This is a genomic window from Puniceicoccales bacterium, assembly GCA_031255005.1.
Taxonomy (GTDB): domain Bacteria; phylum Verrucomicrobiota; class Verrucomicrobiia; order Opitutales; family LL51; genus JAIRTH01.
Window position 1 is genome coordinate 17,767 of record JAIRTH010000010.1, and the last position, 19,155, is coordinate 36,921.

General features: G+C 40.5%; 14 protein-coding genes. 7 read left to right on the forward strand and 7 right to left on the reverse strand.

Going from position 1 to position 19,155, the window contains the following annotated elements; translation table 11 throughout:
* Window positions 1-132: 132 nt before the first annotated feature.
* From LBH49_01030 to LBH49_01055, 6 genes are read right to left on the reverse strand one after another with little or no spacing between them, the layout of a single operon-like run.
* Window positions 133-1,365: a cysteine desulfurase gene (locus tag LBH49_01030; protein MDR0351218.1), complete on the reverse strand. Its 1,233-nt coding sequence runs from the start codon at window positions 1,363-1,365 to the stop codon at window positions 133-135.
* A gap of 21 nt (window positions 1,366-1,386) precedes the next feature.
* The gene (locus LBH49_01035) at window positions 1,387-2,316 is read right to left on the reverse strand and encodes an undecaprenyl-diphosphate phosphatase (protein MDR0351219.1); all 930 of its coding nucleotides are present in this window, start codon (window positions 2,314-2,316) and stop codon (window positions 1,387-1,389) included.
* A complete protein-coding gene (locus LBH49_01040) occupies window positions 2,313-3,116 on the reverse strand; it encodes a TatD family hydrolase (protein MDR0351220.1) in 804 nt (267 codons plus the stop codon). The genes LBH49_01035 and LBH49_01040 overlap by 4 nt, the downstream gene beginning before the upstream one ends.
* Window positions 3,117-4,571: an Asp-tRNA(Asn)/Glu-tRNA(Gln) amidotransferase subunit GatB gene (gatB, locus tag LBH49_01045; GenBank protein ID MDR0351221.1), complete on the reverse strand. Its 1,455-nt coding sequence runs from the start codon at window positions 4,569-4,571 to the stop codon at window positions 3,117-3,119.
* 51 nt (window positions 4,572-4,622) lie between these two features.
* Window positions 4,623-6,281 (reverse strand): extracellular solute-binding protein, encoded by a 1,659-nt coding sequence (locus LBH49_01050; GenBank protein MDR0351222.1) that lies wholly within the window; start codon window positions 6,279-6,281, stop codon window positions 4,623-4,625.
* 1 nt (window position 6,282) lies between these two features.
* Window positions 6,283-7,353: an ABC transporter ATP-binding protein gene (locus LBH49_01055; protein MDR0351223.1), complete on the reverse strand. Its 1,071-nt coding sequence runs from the start codon at window positions 7,351-7,353 to the stop codon at window positions 6,283-6,285.
* 137 nt (window positions 7,354-7,490) lie between these two features.
* Between LBH49_01055 and LBH49_01060 the strand changes: the two genes are divergently transcribed.
* From LBH49_01060 to alaS, 7 genes are all read left to right on the forward strand, one after another.
* The gene (locus LBH49_01060) at window positions 7,491-7,916 is read left to right on the forward strand and encodes a type III secretion system chaperone (protein MDR0351224.1); all 426 of its coding nucleotides are present in this window, start codon (window positions 7,491-7,493) and stop codon (window positions 7,914-7,916) included.
* A 21-nt stretch (window positions 7,917-7,937) separates the two neighbouring features.
* Window positions 7,938-10,592 (forward strand): hypothetical protein, encoded by a 2,655-nt coding sequence (locus tag LBH49_01065; GenBank protein MDR0351225.1) that lies wholly within the window; start codon window positions 7,938-7,940, stop codon window positions 10,590-10,592.
* 58 nt (window positions 10,593-10,650) lie between these two features.
* Entirely contained in the window at window positions 10,651-11,913 is a 1,263-nt protein-coding gene (locus LBH49_01070; protein ID MDR0351226.1) for a hypothetical protein, read from the forward strand.
* 83 nt (window positions 11,914-11,996) lie between these two features.
* Window positions 11,997-13,136 (forward strand): DegT/DnrJ/EryC1/StrS family aminotransferase, encoded by a 1,140-nt coding sequence (locus tag LBH49_01075; GenBank protein ID MDR0351227.1) that lies wholly within the window; start codon window positions 11,997-11,999, stop codon window positions 13,134-13,136.
* Between the two features lie 15 nt (window positions 13,137-13,151).
* Window positions 13,152-14,117, forward strand: coding sequence for a PfkB family carbohydrate kinase (locus LBH49_01080; protein ID MDR0351228.1), 966 nt, complete (start codon window positions 13,152-13,154; stop codon window positions 14,115-14,117).
* A gap of 45 nt (window positions 14,118-14,162) precedes the next feature.
* Window positions 14,163-15,320: a trans-2-enoyl-CoA reductase family protein gene (locus LBH49_01085; protein ID MDR0351229.1), complete on the forward strand. Its 1,158-nt coding sequence runs from the start codon at window positions 14,163-14,165 to the stop codon at window positions 15,318-15,320.
* A gap of 5 nt (window positions 15,321-15,325) precedes the next feature.
* On the forward strand, window positions 15,326-17,992 hold the full coding sequence (gene alaS / locus LBH49_01090) for an alanine--tRNA ligase (GenBank protein ID MDR0351230.1): 2,667 nt from the start codon (window positions 15,326-15,328) through the stop codon (window positions 17,990-17,992).
* Here the strand turns inward: alaS and hemW are convergent.
* Window positions 17,969-19,090 carry a radical SAM family heme chaperone HemW gene (gene hemW, locus LBH49_01095; GenBank protein MDR0351231.1) on the reverse strand — a complete coding sequence of 374 codons (1,122 nt, stop codon included), beginning with the start codon at window positions 19,088-19,090 and terminating at the stop codon, window positions 17,969-17,971. The two genes, alaS and hemW, sit on opposite strands and share 24 nt — an antisense overlap.
* Between the last annotated feature and the right edge of the window lie 65 nt (window positions 19,091-19,155).

Consider the following 19,155-nt stretch of genomic DNA (forward strand, 5'->3'; position numbering starts at 1 on the left):
ATTTATTAAATTAGGACATAAATTGTAATTGCAAAACGCCACTGATCGCATAAGCATTAGGCTGTAGCAGGTTATGAGTCACACGCGTTCTGTATCTAAAATTTATTGATTTATAAAAAAATAAAAAAATTTTTATAAAATTGAGCGAATGCTTTTAAGTACGTCACAGCAAAAAGCGATTTCTTCGGTGGTATTATAGAGTCCAAAGGACAACCTTAGAGTGCTGCTGAGATTGAGTAATTTCATAAGTGGTTGAGCGCAATGGTGTCCGGCCCTGGTCGCTATGCCTTCGGTGTCCAAAATGGTGGACATATCATGGGGATGAACTCCTTTCATAACCATAGAAATCACGCCGGCCCGATGGCTTGGATTCAGTACTAAATCTACTCCATCTATCTTGGTAAGTTCTTCTATGGCGAATGTTACCAGATTGGCTGCATGGGTCGAAGCCAGACCAAAATCGATGGATTTCAGAAATTCGATGGCACCCAAGGCGCCAGCCACTCCGATGGTATTTGGCGTGCCGGTTTCAAATTTATCTGGTATGTCTTTGAAAGAAGCATCATCGAAGGTTGCGTTCAGTATCATATTTCCGCCGAACTCATAGGGTTTCATCTGCTGCAGTAGATGGCCCTTGGCATACATGAATCCTATGCCCGTTGGTCCGTAGCCTTTATTGCAGGAACATAGAAAAAAATCGCAATCCAGAGCAGTCACATCAATTGCTTTATGGCCAAGGCAATGGGCTCCATCCAGTACGAAAGTTGCACCGATTTTATGGGTTAATTCGGAGATGATATCAATGGGATATCTGGCACCAAAGACGTTGGTAATATAGGCCACCGATACGATCTTTGTCCTACTAGAAAGCATTGATTTGAAATTATCCAGGTCAAAATCTCCAATGGGTGTTGATCTGCAAACGCGTAGTTTTGCGCCGGTTAATTTTATTGCCTGCTGCCACGGTATTATATTTGCATGGTGCTCCTGATCGGAAATTATTATTTCATCGCCGGACTTTAGAATTTCCTGGGCATAGCATTTGGCTATTATGTTAAGGCCATTGGTGGTACCGGCTGTGAATATGACGTTAGATTTATCGCGAATGTTAAAATAAGCAGCCAATTCGGATCGGGTGGTTTCGTATATTGAATCGGCTCGTTCACTGAGAAAGTGTATACCACGGTGGACGTTAGCATTTTTGTGTGATAGAAAATCTGTGATGGCATTTATAACGCATTGAGGCTTTTGAGTCGATGCACCATTATCAAAATATATTAGCTGTTTACCTCGGGAATTTTTTTCTTCCAGTATCGGAAAATTTTTCCTAAATCCTTGTACATCGAAACCAACTTGCTGATTCATAGGTTTATTACTATCGGTAGATCAGGTAAAATTGACAAGAAAAATTATGGTCGTGGCGAGCAAAATCCTATAGATGGCAAATAAATACAGTCCATATCTTTTTAATATATATATGGATAGCTTCATCAGTAGTAGCGATGTGATGAATGCAGCCAAAGTGCCTTTAATGGAACAAGATAGAGGTATTGTACCCATTAAATTTGCACTGGAAAACAGCAGTTTATATGTGGCGGCTAGAGTCATGGTCACTGTGCCGAGCAAGAAACTGAATTCTATGGATACCGATCGCGATAGATTTGATAGATAGCCACCGACGATGGTGGTCATGGATCGGCTTGCGCCTGGGATGAATGCGATGCATTGGCATAGACCGATAAAAAGTGCGTTTTTATAGCTAATCTCATCAAAATTTTCTTTTTTTTCTTTTTTTGTTTTTTCATAAAAATTTTCTGCCAACAGCATTATCAGTGCTCCTATGGCCAGGCTTGTTGCTAAGTAGGATGGTGTGCAGAGTTTTTTGAGAAAATCACTGATCATTAGACCTACAATGACACATGGGATTACACCAAAGATGAGCTTTAGTAATAGATTTAGGCCTGCTATGTTGAGGAAAAAAATTCCGCTCAGTATGAGTTTGATTCTATTGAAATATAAAAAAATCATGGCTAGCACCGAGCCTAACTGTATGACAATGCCAAATTCATGAATGGTGTGACCATTAGGCGTTATATTTTGTTGGCAACCAGAATGTCTTGGTGTAACAACCCGCTCGAATATGATCATATGAGCTGTGGATGATATGGGGAGGAACTCGGTGGCGCCCTGTATTATTCCGAGGGTCGTTGCATATTTATCTAAAAATTCATTCTTTGGCTCGGCGGATAGCGATGACGTTTTGGCGAATATGAAAATTATTACAATGCCAAGTGTTTTTATAAAAAATCGTTTCATTGGATATCAAGGCCGAAAAATGTCAAAGCATTTCTGGTGGTTATGTCGCATAGTTCCTGTTCTCTTGTGCCAAGCAGTGTGGCGCAAAATTTTGCAATTTCCCGTAGATAAGCCGGTTCGTTTGATTTTCCTCGGAACGGAACCGGTGCAAGAAATGGGCAATCTGTTTCCAGCATAAGTTTATCAAGGCCTTGAGTTAGAATGGATTCGCGTACATTATCAGCATTTTTATAGGTGACAATTCCAGTGACGGATCCTCGGGCTCCCCATTGATTCAGTCTTTTCATTTCCACCGGCCCTTCGGAAAAACAATGGAAAACAATTTTCGACCAATCGACACCGCTTTTTTTGATTATATCTACGGTGTCATCAAAGGCCGATCTGGCATGAATAATAATCGGAAGTTCTTGGTTTTTAGCTATTAATAGCTGCCGCTCCAGAACTAATTTTTGCAGTTTTATATGGTCTTCCACCTGGTCAGTGCGTTCGGATATTTTGAAATAATCCAAACCAATTTCACCTAGGGCAATCGGTCTTTTTTTATGATCATGAAAATATTTCTGCATCGTTTCTAGCGCAGATTCGAAATGGTTATTCACATTGGCGGGATGAATGCCCACGGCATAATGAATATGATCGTGTCCGGAAGCAAGTTCTGCATGTATCTCCCAGTCAGACTCTTCTGTTCCGCATGCCACCAAATGGCCAAGTCGAGCATCCCTGGCCCTCTGAAGGACATTATTCATGGTTCCATTCTTATAAAATCCGTCCAGATGACAATGTGTGTCTATTATATTCATTTAATCTAAAAGTGTTTTCAATATGTAGTCTATTTTCTGTGGATTTGCTTTACCCTCTGTCTCTTTCATAACCAAGCCCTTGAGAGCATTTATTGCGGTTAGTTTACCGTTTTTATACTCATTCACTGGCTTAGGGTTGGATAGAATAATATCACCACATATTTTCTTTAACATACTATCGTCTAATGAATTAGTCAATCCTTTATTGGTTATTATATGCAGAGCGTCTTGGCCGGTGTTAAACATTTCAACTAAAACTTCTTTGGCTATTTGTTTGGATATGGTTTTATTATCTATGAGCTTTACAAGATTGGCCAGATTTGTGGGTGAAATTTTACATTCGGTGATGGACATCTGGTTCTGGGAATTTACCGCAGAAAGTTCTCTAAGTATATCGTTTACAATGAAGTTAGCTATTGTGTTTGGATTATTATGTTCCCTAACGGCAGCCTCGAAGTAGTCGCACAGTTCTCGGTGGGGATAGAAGACTGATGTCAGAGTATAGGGCAATTTATATTCATCGAAAAATCTTTCTTGTTTAGGGAATGGAAGTTCGGGAATTTCAATTTTTATCTCATCTATTAGTTCTCTTTCTATCTTAATCGGAAGTAGATCTGGATCAGGAAAATATCTGTAATCATCGACGGTTTCTTTGGCTCTCATCGAGTAAGAAATCGATTCTTCGGCATTCCATTTTCTGGTTTCCTGTTTAATTGTTTTGCCGGATTCCAGCATATGTCTTTGCCTCTTGATTTCGTAGTCAAGGCCATTCCGTACGCCGGAAATGGAATTGAGGTTTTTTAGTTCTACTTTGGTCCCAAGATGCTTGGCTCCAACTGGTCGCAGGCTAACATTTGCATCGCAGCGCAGCTGTCCTTTTTCCATATCGCAGTCAGAAATACCTGCATAAAATAGGTGCATTTTAAGCGATGTTAGATAGGCAAAGGCTTCCTCAGCTGTGGCCATACAAGGCTCGGAAACGATTTCCATCAATGCTACTCCGGCCCTATTGAAATCCACTTCGCTGTGATTAGGTCCATGGGTAAGCTTTCCCACGTCTTCTTCCAGCTGGATTCTGTTTAGTGCTATTTTTTTATGCTGTCCCATCAGATTTCTGGCGGGACCTGGCAGCTCTATTTCCACAAAGCCACCGGAACAGATCGGATTATCATATTGGGATATTTGGTAATTTTTTGGATTATCTGGATAAAAATAGTTCTTTCTGTCCCATTTGCATAGATCGGGTATGGTGCACTCAAATATTAGGCCAGCCTTCAGAGTTTTTTTAATTGCTTCGAAGTTTATCACCGGCAAAGATCCTGGCAATCCCAGGACTATTTCATCGGTCAATGTATTCGGTTCCGCTCCATATTCATATCTAGATGGTGAAAACAATTTTGTTTTGGTTTTTATTTGTACATGGACCTCCAGTCCAATTACAGCTTCATAATTCATAGAAATCTACTTTAATCTATGGAAGCTTTTTGAAAAATTTTGCCAAGAAAATTACTCAATATTTTTATTTTGGCGACCTTTGGCCACCATTTTGGCTTTATTATATTGAGTTCGAAAATGATTTGTTATGGATGATTGTTGTTTGGCCGATTCCAATGGATCTTTATTTTTAGCTAAAGCAGTGATTTTTGTCCTGGACATTTCGTAGGTGAAATCATCCAAATTGGTCATTATTTCCAAAGCTTTGTCTGAAGATTCATGATCGCCAGCGGCCTTTGCCTTTAGGATGGCATGCCAGGCTTCAGATAATTCGTCACTGGCATCCAGAAATGCTATTTTGAATATGTAGCTAAGAGATGCAAATACTGGTTTTGTCCAATATTCTCTATAGATGAAATCTCCTGCCGCTTCGTAGGGATTTGTGGAAATATCATTATGATACTGCAGATATTTATCGGAATATACTGTTTTTAATATGGATGTTCTGCACAGTGGAGCCCGGATTGGACCACCGGGTGTGCCAACTTTGAATATCGGAAGCTTTTGTCCTTCCACCGAGAGTATATATTCTATGAATGCTTCGGCCAAATCCAGATGTTTTGCGCCGCGGAATATGGAAATGGGATCCGGTGATGGTGAGCAACCTCCATTGGGTAACACAAAGCAGAATCTGTCACTTTTAGATCGTCCCTGGAGGCTAGTCCGTTGGGAGCGGCCATAAAAATCCGTGGCTATGCCGATGGGGCAATCTCCCGAGGCCACATCGATGACAGTTTTGGCCGAAGAATCAGTGAAATATCTACCATTGGCCACTATTTTTTGGATTAATTTCAGTCCACGCATCCAGCCTTCGGCGATGGCACGAGATTCCATTTCTTTTGTAACTTCCTTGAAATTTGATTTATTTAATTCTTCCTTTAGTACTATTTGCATTTGCTGCTGAATGAGCATTTCGTAGGATTTTAGGGTGGAACTGCTTTTGGTGGGATCAACTATGGCTATGCCACGAAAATACTTCGGGTCGGCCAGATCCATCCAGGAATTTGGCTGAGTAGTAATATCTAGGTCTTTGATGGCATCGACGTTGTATATTATTCCAAAACTGGTTAGATTTGTGCCAATCCAATAGCCTGCTCTGTCCCAGAGCCTTTCTCCGGCAAAGAATTCTGGTATGCCATCATTGGTGAACAGGTCTGGTCTTTTTTGGATAATGGTCGAAGGGATAGAGAACCCCTTGGCTGCTTGAGTCTTATGATCAAATACTCCGCCGCCAAACAGTAGATCTATGTCACAGCCCACGGTGGACGATCGAAAGGCGTTCAATACTTCGGTTTCGATGGGAGTTGCTTTGGCCAGATCTATCTGATCGAGCCTAATAAAAGCACTACGCACTTCCTGGGTCCATGGTTTATTCAATGTGTTTTCCCAGTAGAACCTAAAATTGTTGATGAACATGGAATCCACGTATCTTGACACATCGCGTCCACCGCCTGGATGACGCCAGTCCACGGTAACATTTTTACCGGTTTTTTCTCTATACCATTGGGAAAAACCATGGCCGTATTCTCGTCGAAGAGTTTCGTTATGGGCAGTGATTATTACCACCACATTGTCATTGCTGATGGGGACAATTTGTTCACTACCTTTGAAGGCAAAGGGCATCCATACAACCAAAATTATCAGCATTAAAATTGAGAATCCTTTGGCCATGTCAGTATCCTAAAATTATCACATCCTCCGGAATGGCATAGGCATACATGCCATGTTTATCTATTTGCCCCAGATGGCATGGATTTAATTCAGAAATTTTCAGTTCAATGTCATTTTTTTCGAATTGATAATGGGCCACTTCGCCGAAATAGGTTGAGCTGCCGATCATTCCTTCTGTGCAGTTTTCATCGGTGGGGAAATTGCACAATTTTATACTTTCTGGACGAATGGATATTCTGACCTTTTCTCCGGGTTTTACATCGAAGCTAGACTTGCATAACATTCCACGGAAATTGCCAATTCTGGTTCTGACAAAGGCCTCGTGAGCACCTACTCTTATTACCACGCCATCTATGAGATTTGTTTCGCCGATGAACTCTGCCACAAAACGATTATTTGGTCGTTTATATAATTCAATGGGTGGGCCGATTTGCTCAATTTTCCCTCGAGAAAAAACAGCAACTCTGTCAGCTATTGATAGAGCTTCCTTTTGATCATGGGTCACATAGACGGTGGTGAGGTTGTTTTCTTTGCAAATTTTTCTTATTTCTCCGCGCATATCATTGCGCAATTTTGCGTCCAGATTGGACAGAGGTTCATCTAGCAATAAACATTTAGGGCGTACTACCAAAGCTCTGGCCAGAGCCACCCGTTGCTGTTGTCCTCCGGAAAGTTCGTTGGGTTTTCGGTTGGCATAGGGACTCATCTGCACATTTTCGAGGGCTTCGTTCACCAATGAATAGATATCTGATTTTTTGAGTTTTTTTTGTTCCAATCCGAAGGCAACATTTTGGTATACGGTCATATGAGGCCAGAGTGCGTAGTTTTGAAAAACCATACCTGCTTTTCTTTTATGGGGTGGCAGGTTTGTGATATTTTTTTCTCCAAAAGAAATTGTTCCCATGTCCGGTATATAGAATCCTGCCAGGGTCCTAAGCAAAGTTGTTTTTCCACAACCACTGGGACCTAGCAAGAAAAATAATTCACCAGCATCAATATGAAGATTAATATCATCCAATGCCGTGATGGCTCCAAACGATTTCGTGAGATTTTTAATTGTTATATCGATCATCAACCATAGTGATCTCTGGTATTTATGCTGAATATGTCAAAAATTTTTTATCAATAATTCAATATATGTTTTAGTAATTTCCTCGTCCATTCCAGACTATTGACAATGCTGAGAATAAAAATAAAATCTAGTAAGCTATGGATGGGATGGATGCGATGATGAAAGATCTGGAAGCACACCAGGATATTATCTATGTGGATAAGGAATTTGGTATTGTGCAATTTGCCATAGAAGATGATGTGTTTCAGATAGAAAGCACCATTGAATTGGGTTGTATAACCATGAGCTCGGTGCTTGGTGATGTAGATGTGGAAAATGAAAACCTGACAGCGATGTTGTTTGGCCTCATGGCATTAAATTTATATAATTACCAAACCTTTGGACTGGGATTAGGCCTTGATACCACAAAAATGAATATAGTTGCCTTTAGGAATTTTTATGAAAATGATCTGAAAGATAATAATTTAGTTAGTATTTCCGAGGATTTTATCGGAAAATTTCTATCCCTTAAGAAGCTATTTCATTCGGAATTTCAGGATACTTTTGTCAAAAAATTTTCATAGCACATTTAGGTAATACTTATCATGAGCATAGATCAAGTAGGCAGGCCAAACATCACTTATATTGGGACACCATCAAATACTGGAAACCAAAATAAAAATAAAATTGGACAAGTAAAAAAAGGCAGTAATCCTATTCCCAGCGGAAACCCAAGTGATAGTAAAACTAGCAATAATACGAATGATACTGATCTGTCAACGCGTAAAGTGAAGACTGTTAGTGCCGGCCAGTATAAGGAGGTGGGGGAAAATTTGTCAAAGAATGGCAATGACACCTCGAAGATTGAGTCTAAGGAAAGTGACAAACAATGCTTGCAAGATGCGATAAAAGAGTTTCTAACGGAAGAATCGCCAAGATTAGACAATGATAATGCTCCTGAAAGACCGAATAACGGTGCCCCATTGGCGATTAAAAGTGATCTAAAATGGAAAACGTCATTAACCGAAGGGTTTAAAATTAAAGAGAGTAGCCATTTGCAAAGATTGGCCAGTGTGTTGGTGAGCTGGGGCGATAATTTGCTTAAAATCATATCGCTGCCTTTAGAAAAAATAACCAAAAAAAGTAGTATATTTCACGTTAAGCAATCAGTGATTCCTGGGCTCAAAGAATTGAATTCCTGTGAGGTGATTAATTCGCAAAAAAAAATCGGCCTAGCCAATGTGGATCCTGATAAAAGGGAAGAAATTCACTTTGCTTCGGATCTTGCTATCTATAGATTTTCTAGTGGTGCGATACTCAGCCAAAAAGAGGATGCGTCAAAGTTGAAAATTAGCGATGATCTTAAACAATCCATATTTTCGTTAGATTCATTGCCAAATGATGTCAAGGAAAATGTTAAAACATTTATTAATCAGTTAGACGCTGGTGGGTTTGAATTTTGTTCCGATGGTATGATTCGCACGAAAAAAGACGATAAAACCCCGCGGGAAACTGGAGCTGATGGCAAAATTAAGGGTAGCGCATTTGAAGCTAAATTAGGTTGTGATAAGAGAGGAAAAATATTTCTGTCTTTTTCTGGTACGGATGTTGGGCATGGCCGAACTGGTACCATTGGGACAGATGTTGCTCATCATTTTGGATTGATGGATAGTGTATATAAAAATGCTATCTTGTTGGCTGATATGGCCAAACAGTGTTTAAGTAACGATGATGGTAGCTGTAATAAATTAGTTATTTCTGGCTATTCATTGGGAGGAGGTATGGCTCAACTAGCCGCTGCGGTTACTGGATTGCCGGCTGTGGTCGTAAATCCGGCTCCAGTAAATAAAACCATCTGGGCAAGGACTGGTCTGGACGAAGGTCAATTGAAGGCAGCCAATAGTATGATCTATCAGGTAACTTTGGAAAATGACCTTTTTAGTGAAAAAATGTTTTCAAATAGTCCTGAATCGAGAAGTGCCCAGATTGGCCAGAAGATTCTTTTGAAACCCAAAGATGTGGGGTTAAGTGATAAGGCTGGATTGTTTAGTCATTTTGGCGGTGCTGGATTAATTGATAAAATAATGACTAAAGAAATAGAAAAGCTCCAATCAGAATCGCCAGGATTAGACAATGATAGTGCTACTGAAAGACCGAATAACGATGCCACGGCGAGTGATCCAAAATGGAAAACGTCATTAACCGAAGGGTTTAATTTTAAAGAGAGTAGCCATTTGCAAAGATTGGCCAGTGTATTGGTGAGCTGGGGCGATAATTTGCTTAAAATCATATCGCTGCCTTTAGAAAAAATAACCAAAAAAAGTAGTATATTTCACGTTGAGCAATCAGTGATTCCTGGGCTCGAAAAATTGAATTCCTATGAGGTGATTAATTCGCAAAAAAAAATCGGCCTAGCCAATGTGAAGCCTGATAAAAGGAATGAAATTCAGTTTGCTTCGGCTTCTTTGTGTATAATGAAAAGCCGTATCGATTGCAAAAAATTCAGTGAAATTACAAAGGAAAAGTCAGTGTTAATAAGCTACAATTCGATGGGCCAATTATCAGAAGAATTAGGAGAAAAGGCTTTCATCTTTATGTCCAAGTTAGATGAAGGTGGTTTTGAACTTTGTAAAGATGGTGTGATTCGTCAAAAAGATCGTCCTCCTGGCAAGTATGATCATGGGCCATTTGAGGCCATGTTGGCCTATGATAAGCGTACAAAAAAAATATTTCTGTCTTTTCGTGGAACATCCGTTCGTAATCATAGAAATAAAACAATAATATCAGATATTGCTCAACATTTTGGATTGACTGATAATATGTATAAAAGCGCCATTTTATTGGCTGATATGGCTAAGCAATGTTTCGGTGATGATAAGTTGCTTGTCGCCGGTCATTCTCTTGGTGGAGGTATGGCCCAACTAGCCGCTGCGGTTACTGGATTGTCGGCTGTGGTCGTAAATCCGGCTCCAGTAAATAAAACCATCTGGGCAAGGACTGGTCTGAGCAAAGAGCAATTTGATGCAGCCAATGGTAGGATCTATCAGCTAAGTGTTAAAGATGAAATAATTAGCGATACTATGTTTTCAAATAGTCCTGAATCGAGAAGTGCCCAGATTGGCCAGAAGGTTGTCATAGATTTTCCAAACGAGAATGATAAAAAAAGTATCATTAGGCGTCATTCTGCACCTATAGTTTTTGATTGTTTGGAAGAAAATATCGATATATTAAAAGAAAATGAGTTAACAGTGGCTACGTGATTTATTTCATTGCTCGGTGCTTGTAAATTTGTAATTCTTGTTTATCTGCTATTTTAATATGATATGGCTTTATCGTCTGCTATTTTTACCAGTGGCGCTGTTGATGTTACCTCAATACTTGCTCAAAATCAAAAGACGTGGTGGCTATGCTAGGGATTTTATCTATCGCTTTGGAGTTTTCAAAAAGCTGCCGGAAAAAACAAAAAAGAGAATATGGATCCAGGCGGTAAGTGTTGGAGAAATCAATTCCATCGACGAGCTTGTGAAGTTATTGGTAAAAAAATATGAAGTGGTGATTACCACGACCACAAGCACGGCCTATGATTTAATTCTGAAAAAATATTCCAACTTGGCCATGTTTTGCGGATTATTTCCATTGGATTTCTATCCTTGTAGCCGCAAAGCCTGGGAAAATATAGATCCAGATGCTGTGCTAATGGTTGACGGTGAAGCTTGGCCAGAACATATGCAACAGGCAAAAATCAGAAATATTCCATTGTTTTTCATTAATGCTAGAATTTCGGAAAAATCACTGAATAGATATAGAAAATTTCCAAAAATTGCTCGGTTTATATTTTCTTCACCAATGCATATAATTGCAGTTTCAGATGAGTATGCTTCGATATTTTCAAAATTTGGTGCAAAAAATGTTGTGGTTTCTGGAAATATGAAATTCGATTTGTCCATTCAGGAGCTATCGAAGGATGATAAAAATGGCCTTTTGGAAGATCTTGGTTTGGCCGGTGGGCGCCAGATAATTCTGGGGTCATCCACCTGGCCAGGCGAGGAAGAGATGTTGATAAACAGTATCTTAGGAATGAAGGCCCAGGGTGATCAAGTTGGTTTGTTGTTGGTGCCAAGGCATGCTGAGCGGCGGCGAGAAATCATTGATATGATTGAAAAGAGTGGTTTGGCCTGGCATCAGAGATCCATTGGACTGGCCAAAAATTCCGTTGATGTTTGTCTAGTTGATACTACCGGTGAGTTATCCACACTGACCCAATTGGCTGATGTGGCATTCATAGGTAAAAGCTTGGGCGATAATAGAGGCGGCCAATCTCCGATTGATGCGGCGGCCTTTGGACTACCGATGGTCTATGGCGATCATATGAATAATTTTTCACAGTTGTGTTCATCATTGGAGGAGGAACAGGCCAGCATTCGGGTATCAAATTTCGATGATGCCAGCAAAGAAATAATTAATTTGATTAGAAACGAGTGCAAAAGAAAAGAACTATCTAATCGCCTAAAATCTTGGCATAGAAAGAATTGTGGTGCCACGATGTTTACCTATCTATATATTGATGGCTACATTTCCTGAGGCCAACGGAAACATTTGCGTTTGTTTTTTTCATTTTTTTTATTTTTTCATTTCTTTGTCATTGGATTAATAGCGAATGGATTATGCAGGTGCCTTTATTGGATATAAAGCAACAAAATTTTGCCATCTATGGTGAATTGACAGCAGCGTTTGATAGAGTTTTTCGTTCTGGGCAATTTATTTTAGGTCCCGAAGTCGAGGCCTTTGAAAAGAATTTTGCCAAACAAGTAGGCGTGAAGCATGGAATTGGTGTATCCTCTGGTACCGATGCATTGTTATTGGCTATGATGGTGCTGGAAGTTGGTCCAGGAGATGAGGTTATAAGTCCAGCTTACAGTTTTTTTTCCACAGCCAGCTGTGCAAGTAGGTTAGGGGCTAAGGTGGTTTGGTGTGATGTTTCGTTCGATGATTTCAATATGGATACAGGTGAGATTGAAGGATTAATTTCGGACCATACCAAGGCAGTGGTGCCGGTGCATCTATTTGGACAGGCAGTTGCCATGGATAACATTTTAAGCATTTGCCGATCAAGGCATATTCCTATTATAGAAGACTGTGCTCAGGCCGCTGGTGCAAAATTTGATGGCCGGCAGGTGGGACAGTTTGGCACCTTTGGCTGCTATAGTTTTTTCCCTAGTAAGAATTTGGGTGGCTTTGGCGATGCTGGGATGCTTGTTACCAATGATGATGAGCTTGCAGCCAAGGCGAGGATTTTGCGCAGTCATGGTGCCACTGGGCAGTATCATCACGATTATCTGGGTGGAAATTTTAGGATTGATGCGCTCCAGGCTGCTCTGCTAAATGTCAAACTACCGTACATGATCAATCATATAGAGCGTCGAAGAAAAAACGCTGCCCACTATGCCGATGCTCTGGCGAAAATCGATGGCGTCGGTTTTGATGAGTCCTGTGATTTGGTTTTGCCGATGGAAAATCAAGGAAATTTTCACACATTTAATCAGTATACTCTGCGTCTAAAAGCCGCAAAGCGAGATGAATTAAAGCAGTTTTTAAATGCAAGGGATATTGGTTGTCAGATATATTATCCGATGGCGTTGTCAGATCAGAAGTGCTTCGCTGCCAATGCCCGGGGAAGCGAAGCCATAACTGTGGCAAAACAACTTGCATTGGAGTCACTTAGCATTCCTATATTTCCGGAATTGTCCATCGATCAAATGAATTATGTGGTTGATTCGATAGTAGAGTTTTTAAAAAGACGGTAATATTGTAATATATTTATGGATATGCTGTTAAAAAATATTTCCCGACTAAAAATATTTGTGTTGGGCGATGTCATGTTGGATCGATATATTTTTGGCGATGTTTTTAGGATCTCACCCGAGGCTCCGGTGCCGGTGGTGAATGTGCAAAATGAAAAATATATGCCCGGAGCAGCAGCCAATGTGGCGTTGAATTTGAAAGCATTAGGTGTAGATGTGGAGGTCGGAGGTATCATCGGAGATGATGGCTATGGCGATAGATTAGAGACCATTTTGCATTCGTCGGGGATCAAAATTGATCGAGAGTTTTGTGTCAAGAAATCGGTTTCAACCATAGTAAAAACTAGAATTTTGGTTCGGCATCAGCAATTATGTCGATTGGACGTGGAACAGGATAAAAATTTTTATGGGTTTTCCCCAAAAAATGCTCAAAATTTTCTCAAGGCTAGGATAGAAGCCAGCGATGGTGTACTAATATCCGACTATGCAAAGGGTGTAATTTCATCAGAACTTGTCCACTACGTGGAAGATATAGCCCATGCATCAGGTATATTTGTGGCGATGGATCCCAAGCCAAAGAATGGCATTTTTTACAGAAACATGGATTTGATGACACCCAATAAAGATGAATCGATAAAATTGGCCGGATTTGATGAAGATGTCGGGATTGGTGATTTTAAAATTGTATGTGAAAATATTTTTGAAAAATTTTCTCCAAAAAATCTTGTCATAACCCTGGGAAGTGAAGGCATGTTGTTGTGTCACGATGGTAAAGTAATTGATAGCATTCCCACCTATGCCAGCGAAGTATTCGATGTTTCCGGGGCTGGTGACACAGCGATTGCCTGTTTGACGGCGGCTATGGTGGCCGGCGCAGATCTGAGAAAAGCGGCTCATTTGGCAAACATTGCGGCAGGAATTGTGGTGAAAAAGCTAGGCACAGCTCAGGTCACAGCGGCCGAGATTTTAAATTACCATGAATAATTTTTGTCGTGTTGGTCAGAAAAATTTTTAACCACTGTAACAATTATGATTATTCAGCCAAAAGTGAGAGGATTTGTATGCACAACAACCCATCCGGGCGGTTGTGAAGCTAGTGTGAAAGAACAGGTTGCGTATTTAAGGGTTAAGCCGAGAATTTCCAATGGTCCAAAAAATGTACTCATCATCGGAGGCTCAACGGGCTATGGTCTAGCCAGTCGGATGGTGGCCAGCGCTTGCTGTGGAGCCCATGGCATTGGTGTATTTTTTGAAAGGCCAGAAAGTGATGGAAAGTTCGGATCACCAGGATTTTACAATGCTATGTCTCTGGATAAAATTTTCACGGCCATGGGTCTTATTTCGGAAAGTCTCAACGGCGATGCATTTTCCGATGAAATAAAAAACGCCACCGTAGATCTCATCAGAAAAAAGCTCGGTCAGGTGGATTGTGTCATCTATAGTTTGGCTTCGCCGAGGAGGATTGATTCGGTAACCGGAGAGACTTACAAATCGGTGTTGAAGCCTATAGGTGAGCGTTTTTCCAGCAAGACGATTAACACAGATAAGGGCGCAATTTGCAATGTAGATTTGGAGCCAGCCAGTCCCAAAGAGGTCTTCGATACGGTGAAGGTTATGGGAGGAGAAGATTGGGCCAAATGGATAAATATCTTGTTATCTGCGAAAGTATTAGCTGATGGAGTGAAGACCATTGCCTATTCTTATATTGGGCCGGAAATGACCTGGCCGATCTATGCCAATGGTACCATAGGCAAAGCTAAAGAGCATTTAGACGATACGAGAAAGCAATTGAGTGGTCTGTTAGCAAAGCTGGGCGGCAATGCTTATATCTCTGTCAATAAGGCGGTTGTAACCCAGGCAAGTGCAGCAATTCCGGTGGTGCCATTATATATATCCATATTGATGAAGGTCATGAAGAAAAAAGGCATATGGGAAGGCTGTGTCGATCAGATATATAGATTGTTTTCATCTAAATTGTATGGTATAAATGAGTTACAATTGGATGGTAAGGGAAGAATAAGACTAGATGATTTGGAGATGAGGGCCGATGTGCAGTCTGAGGTAATGGATATATTTTTGAAAATAACCACCGAAACCGTCGATAATCTGTCAGACTTTGCTGGCTATCGCGAGGAATTTTTAAAATTATTTGGCTTTGGCATTGATGGGGTTGATTATAATTCTTGATTGCGATGGATTCAGAAGAAATACGTAGTAGTTTTCTTAGTTTTTTCTCAGCCCGGGGGCATAAGGTCCTACCATCGGCATCTTTGTTGCCAGAGTCGCCAAATTTGCTGTTTACAAATGCTGGAATGAACCAGTTTGTGCCATATTTTATGGGTAGTAGGGAACCGATGGATAGAAAAGTGGCAAACGTGCAGACCTGTATCCGCGCTGGAGGAAAACACAATGATCTTGATGATGTTGGGTTTGATACCTATCACCATACTTTTTTCGAGATGCTTGGCAACTGGTCTTTCGGCGATTATTTCAAAAAAGAGGCCATAGAGTTGGCCTGGGAGCTTCTGACGAAGGTTTGGGAGTTTCCTAAGCACAGACTCTATGCTACGGTCTATGATCCAGCCGATGGCGAGCCAGCGGAATTTGATGAGGAATCCTTCCGTCTATGGTCGAATTTATTTACTGCGGAATGTCTTGATCCAGAAGTACATATAAAAAAATGTTTCCGAAGAGATAATTTTTGGATGATGGGCGACGGCGGACCTTGTGGGCCCTGTTCTGAAATTCATATGGATCTGACCGAAGCCGGTGATACCGAAGGAGATCTTGTCAATGTCGGATCAAATATGTGTTTAGAGATATGTAACCTAGTGTTCATACAATATGATGCAAAGGTCGATGGTAGCTTTAAAAAACTTTCAAAAAAACACGTGGATTCCGGCATGGGTTTGGAACGAGTTGCTGGGATAATGGCCAGTACGAATAATTTCAGCGATTTTTCGAAATTACCATCCAATTACAGCAGTGATCTGTTTAGCTGTATATTCACGGAATTGGAAAGGCTGTCTGGGTTAAAATATACTGGAACGGTCTCTAGCTCAAGGTTTTGCATGTCGGATATGGAGAAAATTGATTTCTATTTCAGGGCCATTGCAGATCATATTCGTAGTCTGACCTTTGGCATTGCTGATGGAATTTTACCTGGCAATGAAGGAAGAAATTATGTATTGAGACGAATACTTCGCCGAGCCATACTCTTTGGAAAAAAAATTGGTTTAACCAGTGGCTTTTTTGCAAAATTAAGTGAGGTTGTGATTAAAAAAATGGGAAAAATTTTCGAACAACTTGTTGATAATAAAGCCGTTATATATAATACATTGCTGACTGAAGAGGCTTCCTTTGATCGAACCATCCACCGGGGGATTGGAGTATTGGAAAAGATTTGCAGCCATAATAAAAGTGGAATAATTCCTGGCGAAGATGCGTTTTTATTATACGATACCTATGGATTTCCTCTCGATTTGACCGAATTAATGGCCGAAGAAAAAGGTTTAAAAGTGGATATGGAAGCTGCTGAGCGTGAAATGGATATGCAGCGTCAACGGGCACGATCTGCCCAGAAAAAAATTTCGGTGACCGTTGCGTCGCTGGAAGGAGAGGGTACCCCTTTCGTGGGCTATTCTCTGGCTAAGGACGAAAAGTTTTTTGCCAAAGTGGTCGATGTGGTCGAAGATAAGAACAGCCATTTTATTATTTTAGACAGCACTCCATTTTTTGCTGAGATGGGAGGAGAGATTGGGGATACCGGTAGTTTGCGTGGGAATGGTGCGTCGGTGGAGGTCTTGGATACCATCAGGAATGAATCAAATCTGGTGCTGCATAAATTACTTAAAAATGTTGGCCTGAAGCCAGGCGACGAAATGGAGTGCGTGGTTGATATGGAAAGAAGGAAAAGCATTCAGCGGAATCATACCGCGACGCATTTGCTGCATTTTGCTCTGAGAAATATACTTGGCGATCATGTGAAACAGGCAGGTTCCATGGTCGACGCCATGAAATTAAGATTTGATTTTAACCATTTTTCTTCGTTGTCAGATATCCAATTGCGTGATATTGAGCATCTTGTAAATCAATGTATTCTAAAAAATTTGGCAGTAAATTGTGATGTTATGCCCTTTGCTGAAAAACCGAATAATTGTATCGCGTTTTTTGGTGAAAAATATGGTAAAATCGTAAGAGTTGTGACCATTGGTGATATTTCCTGTGAGCTATGCGGCGGTTGCCATGCCAGTAATACCGGCGAAATAGGTTTATTTAAAATCTTGGCCGAGAGCGCCATATCGTCCGGTGTCCGAAGAATCGAAGCCGTTTCTGGATTTTCTGCCCTTGGGTTTATGGAAAAAGTTACCGGAGATTTGAAGGATATTTCAAAAAAATTGTCCTGTTCCATGGATAGAGTTTCAGAGAGTTTTATGCAAATGCTTGAACGGACTGTTTATCTTGAGAACCAGTTAAAGGTGATGAAAAATAGCCAAAACGAGGCCATGGTTAGGGATCTTATGAGTGGCTGTTTAATGAAAAATGATCTGAAGTTTGTTCTAGATATCATTGACGTGGACAGTCCTGCAGATCTTAGAGCCATAGCTATGTTGCTGTCTAAAAAATTGTCCGATGACTTTTGGTTTGTGCTCTGTGGAAAAATGCCAGATGGATCCGGGGCAATTTTGGTTTCCTGCTCAAAAAAAGCCATATCAGGTGGTGTAAAAGCTAATCTTATGTTGAAAAAATTGTCGGAAAAAATGGATATTAAAGGTGGTGGCAATGAAGAGTTGGCCATGGGTGGTGTCAAAGATGGTGGTTTATTTAATGAAAGATTAGAAACATTGAAGAATCTCTAGTTCTATGGCGTCGCAACGCAAACGGCCAGAGTCGGTCAAGGCCATATTTGTTTCGTTGATCTGGGCATAATTTTCTTCGACCAATCGACCAAATAAAATTTTTAAATTGTCATTGCCGTGGTCACCAAATCTATTCACTAGATCGGGAAAATTCACTCCCTGGTTCATCCGAATGCCGAACAGTAAACCATCTATAAACATATCTCTAGAGGATAGTTGTATATCATCTATTAGGATTGAGCGATTGCTATCAATGCCATCCATCCATGGTTGTAGCGATGGAATGTTTGTATATCTTCGAAATTTGTATTGAGAGCTGGCCGAAGGGCCAAGGCCTAACCATTCGTGCATTTGCCAAGTATTCATGTTGTGAAGTGATTCTCGGCCTGGTCGGCAGAAATTTGAAATCTCGTATTGGAGGAAGCCATGATCTTTCAATCTGTGACAGGTTTCTATATAAAATTCCGCTTCACTGTCTTCATCTTTGGAGATATGAAAATCATTTTCCTTGGTCATGCAGTAGGTAGATATATGCTCAGGAGCTAGCCAAATGGCCTGATCTAGGTCATCAAGCCAGGACCGAAGATTCTGATGGGTTGGCGAGAAAATAAGATCCATATTTATGTTGGAAAAATTCTGCTTTCGTAGCATTTCGTAGGCTTCCAGTGGATGATGCTGTCGGCGGCCAAATAATTGGAGAGTATGATTATTAAAGCTTTGTACTCCAAGGGAAATTCGATTTACACCGATTTCTTTCAATGCAATTAGTCTGTCTATTTTTACCGTTGATGGGGCCAGTTCAAAGGTCCATTCGGTCGGAGCTCGGTGGCATTTTTTTTCAATGGCTTGGCCAATGGTTATAATGTGTTCAGGTGTTAAAATTCCCGGTGTTCCTCCGCCGAAATATATGCTATCGAAAGTTCTATTATCTTGGATGTTTTGTAATTCTTTTTGTAGATATTTCACATATAGATTCACTGAAATTTTCGATAGAGGTTCTTTGTAAAATGCACAATAGGAACACGTTGTTGGGCAAAATGGCACATGAATATATAGGCCAATTCGTGTATTTGTGAAAGCTTTTGCTTGCAGATCCATTTTTGTCTATTTATATCAATAAGCAAAATATGGAATTGAAAGAATTTTTTTCTAAATTTACATTT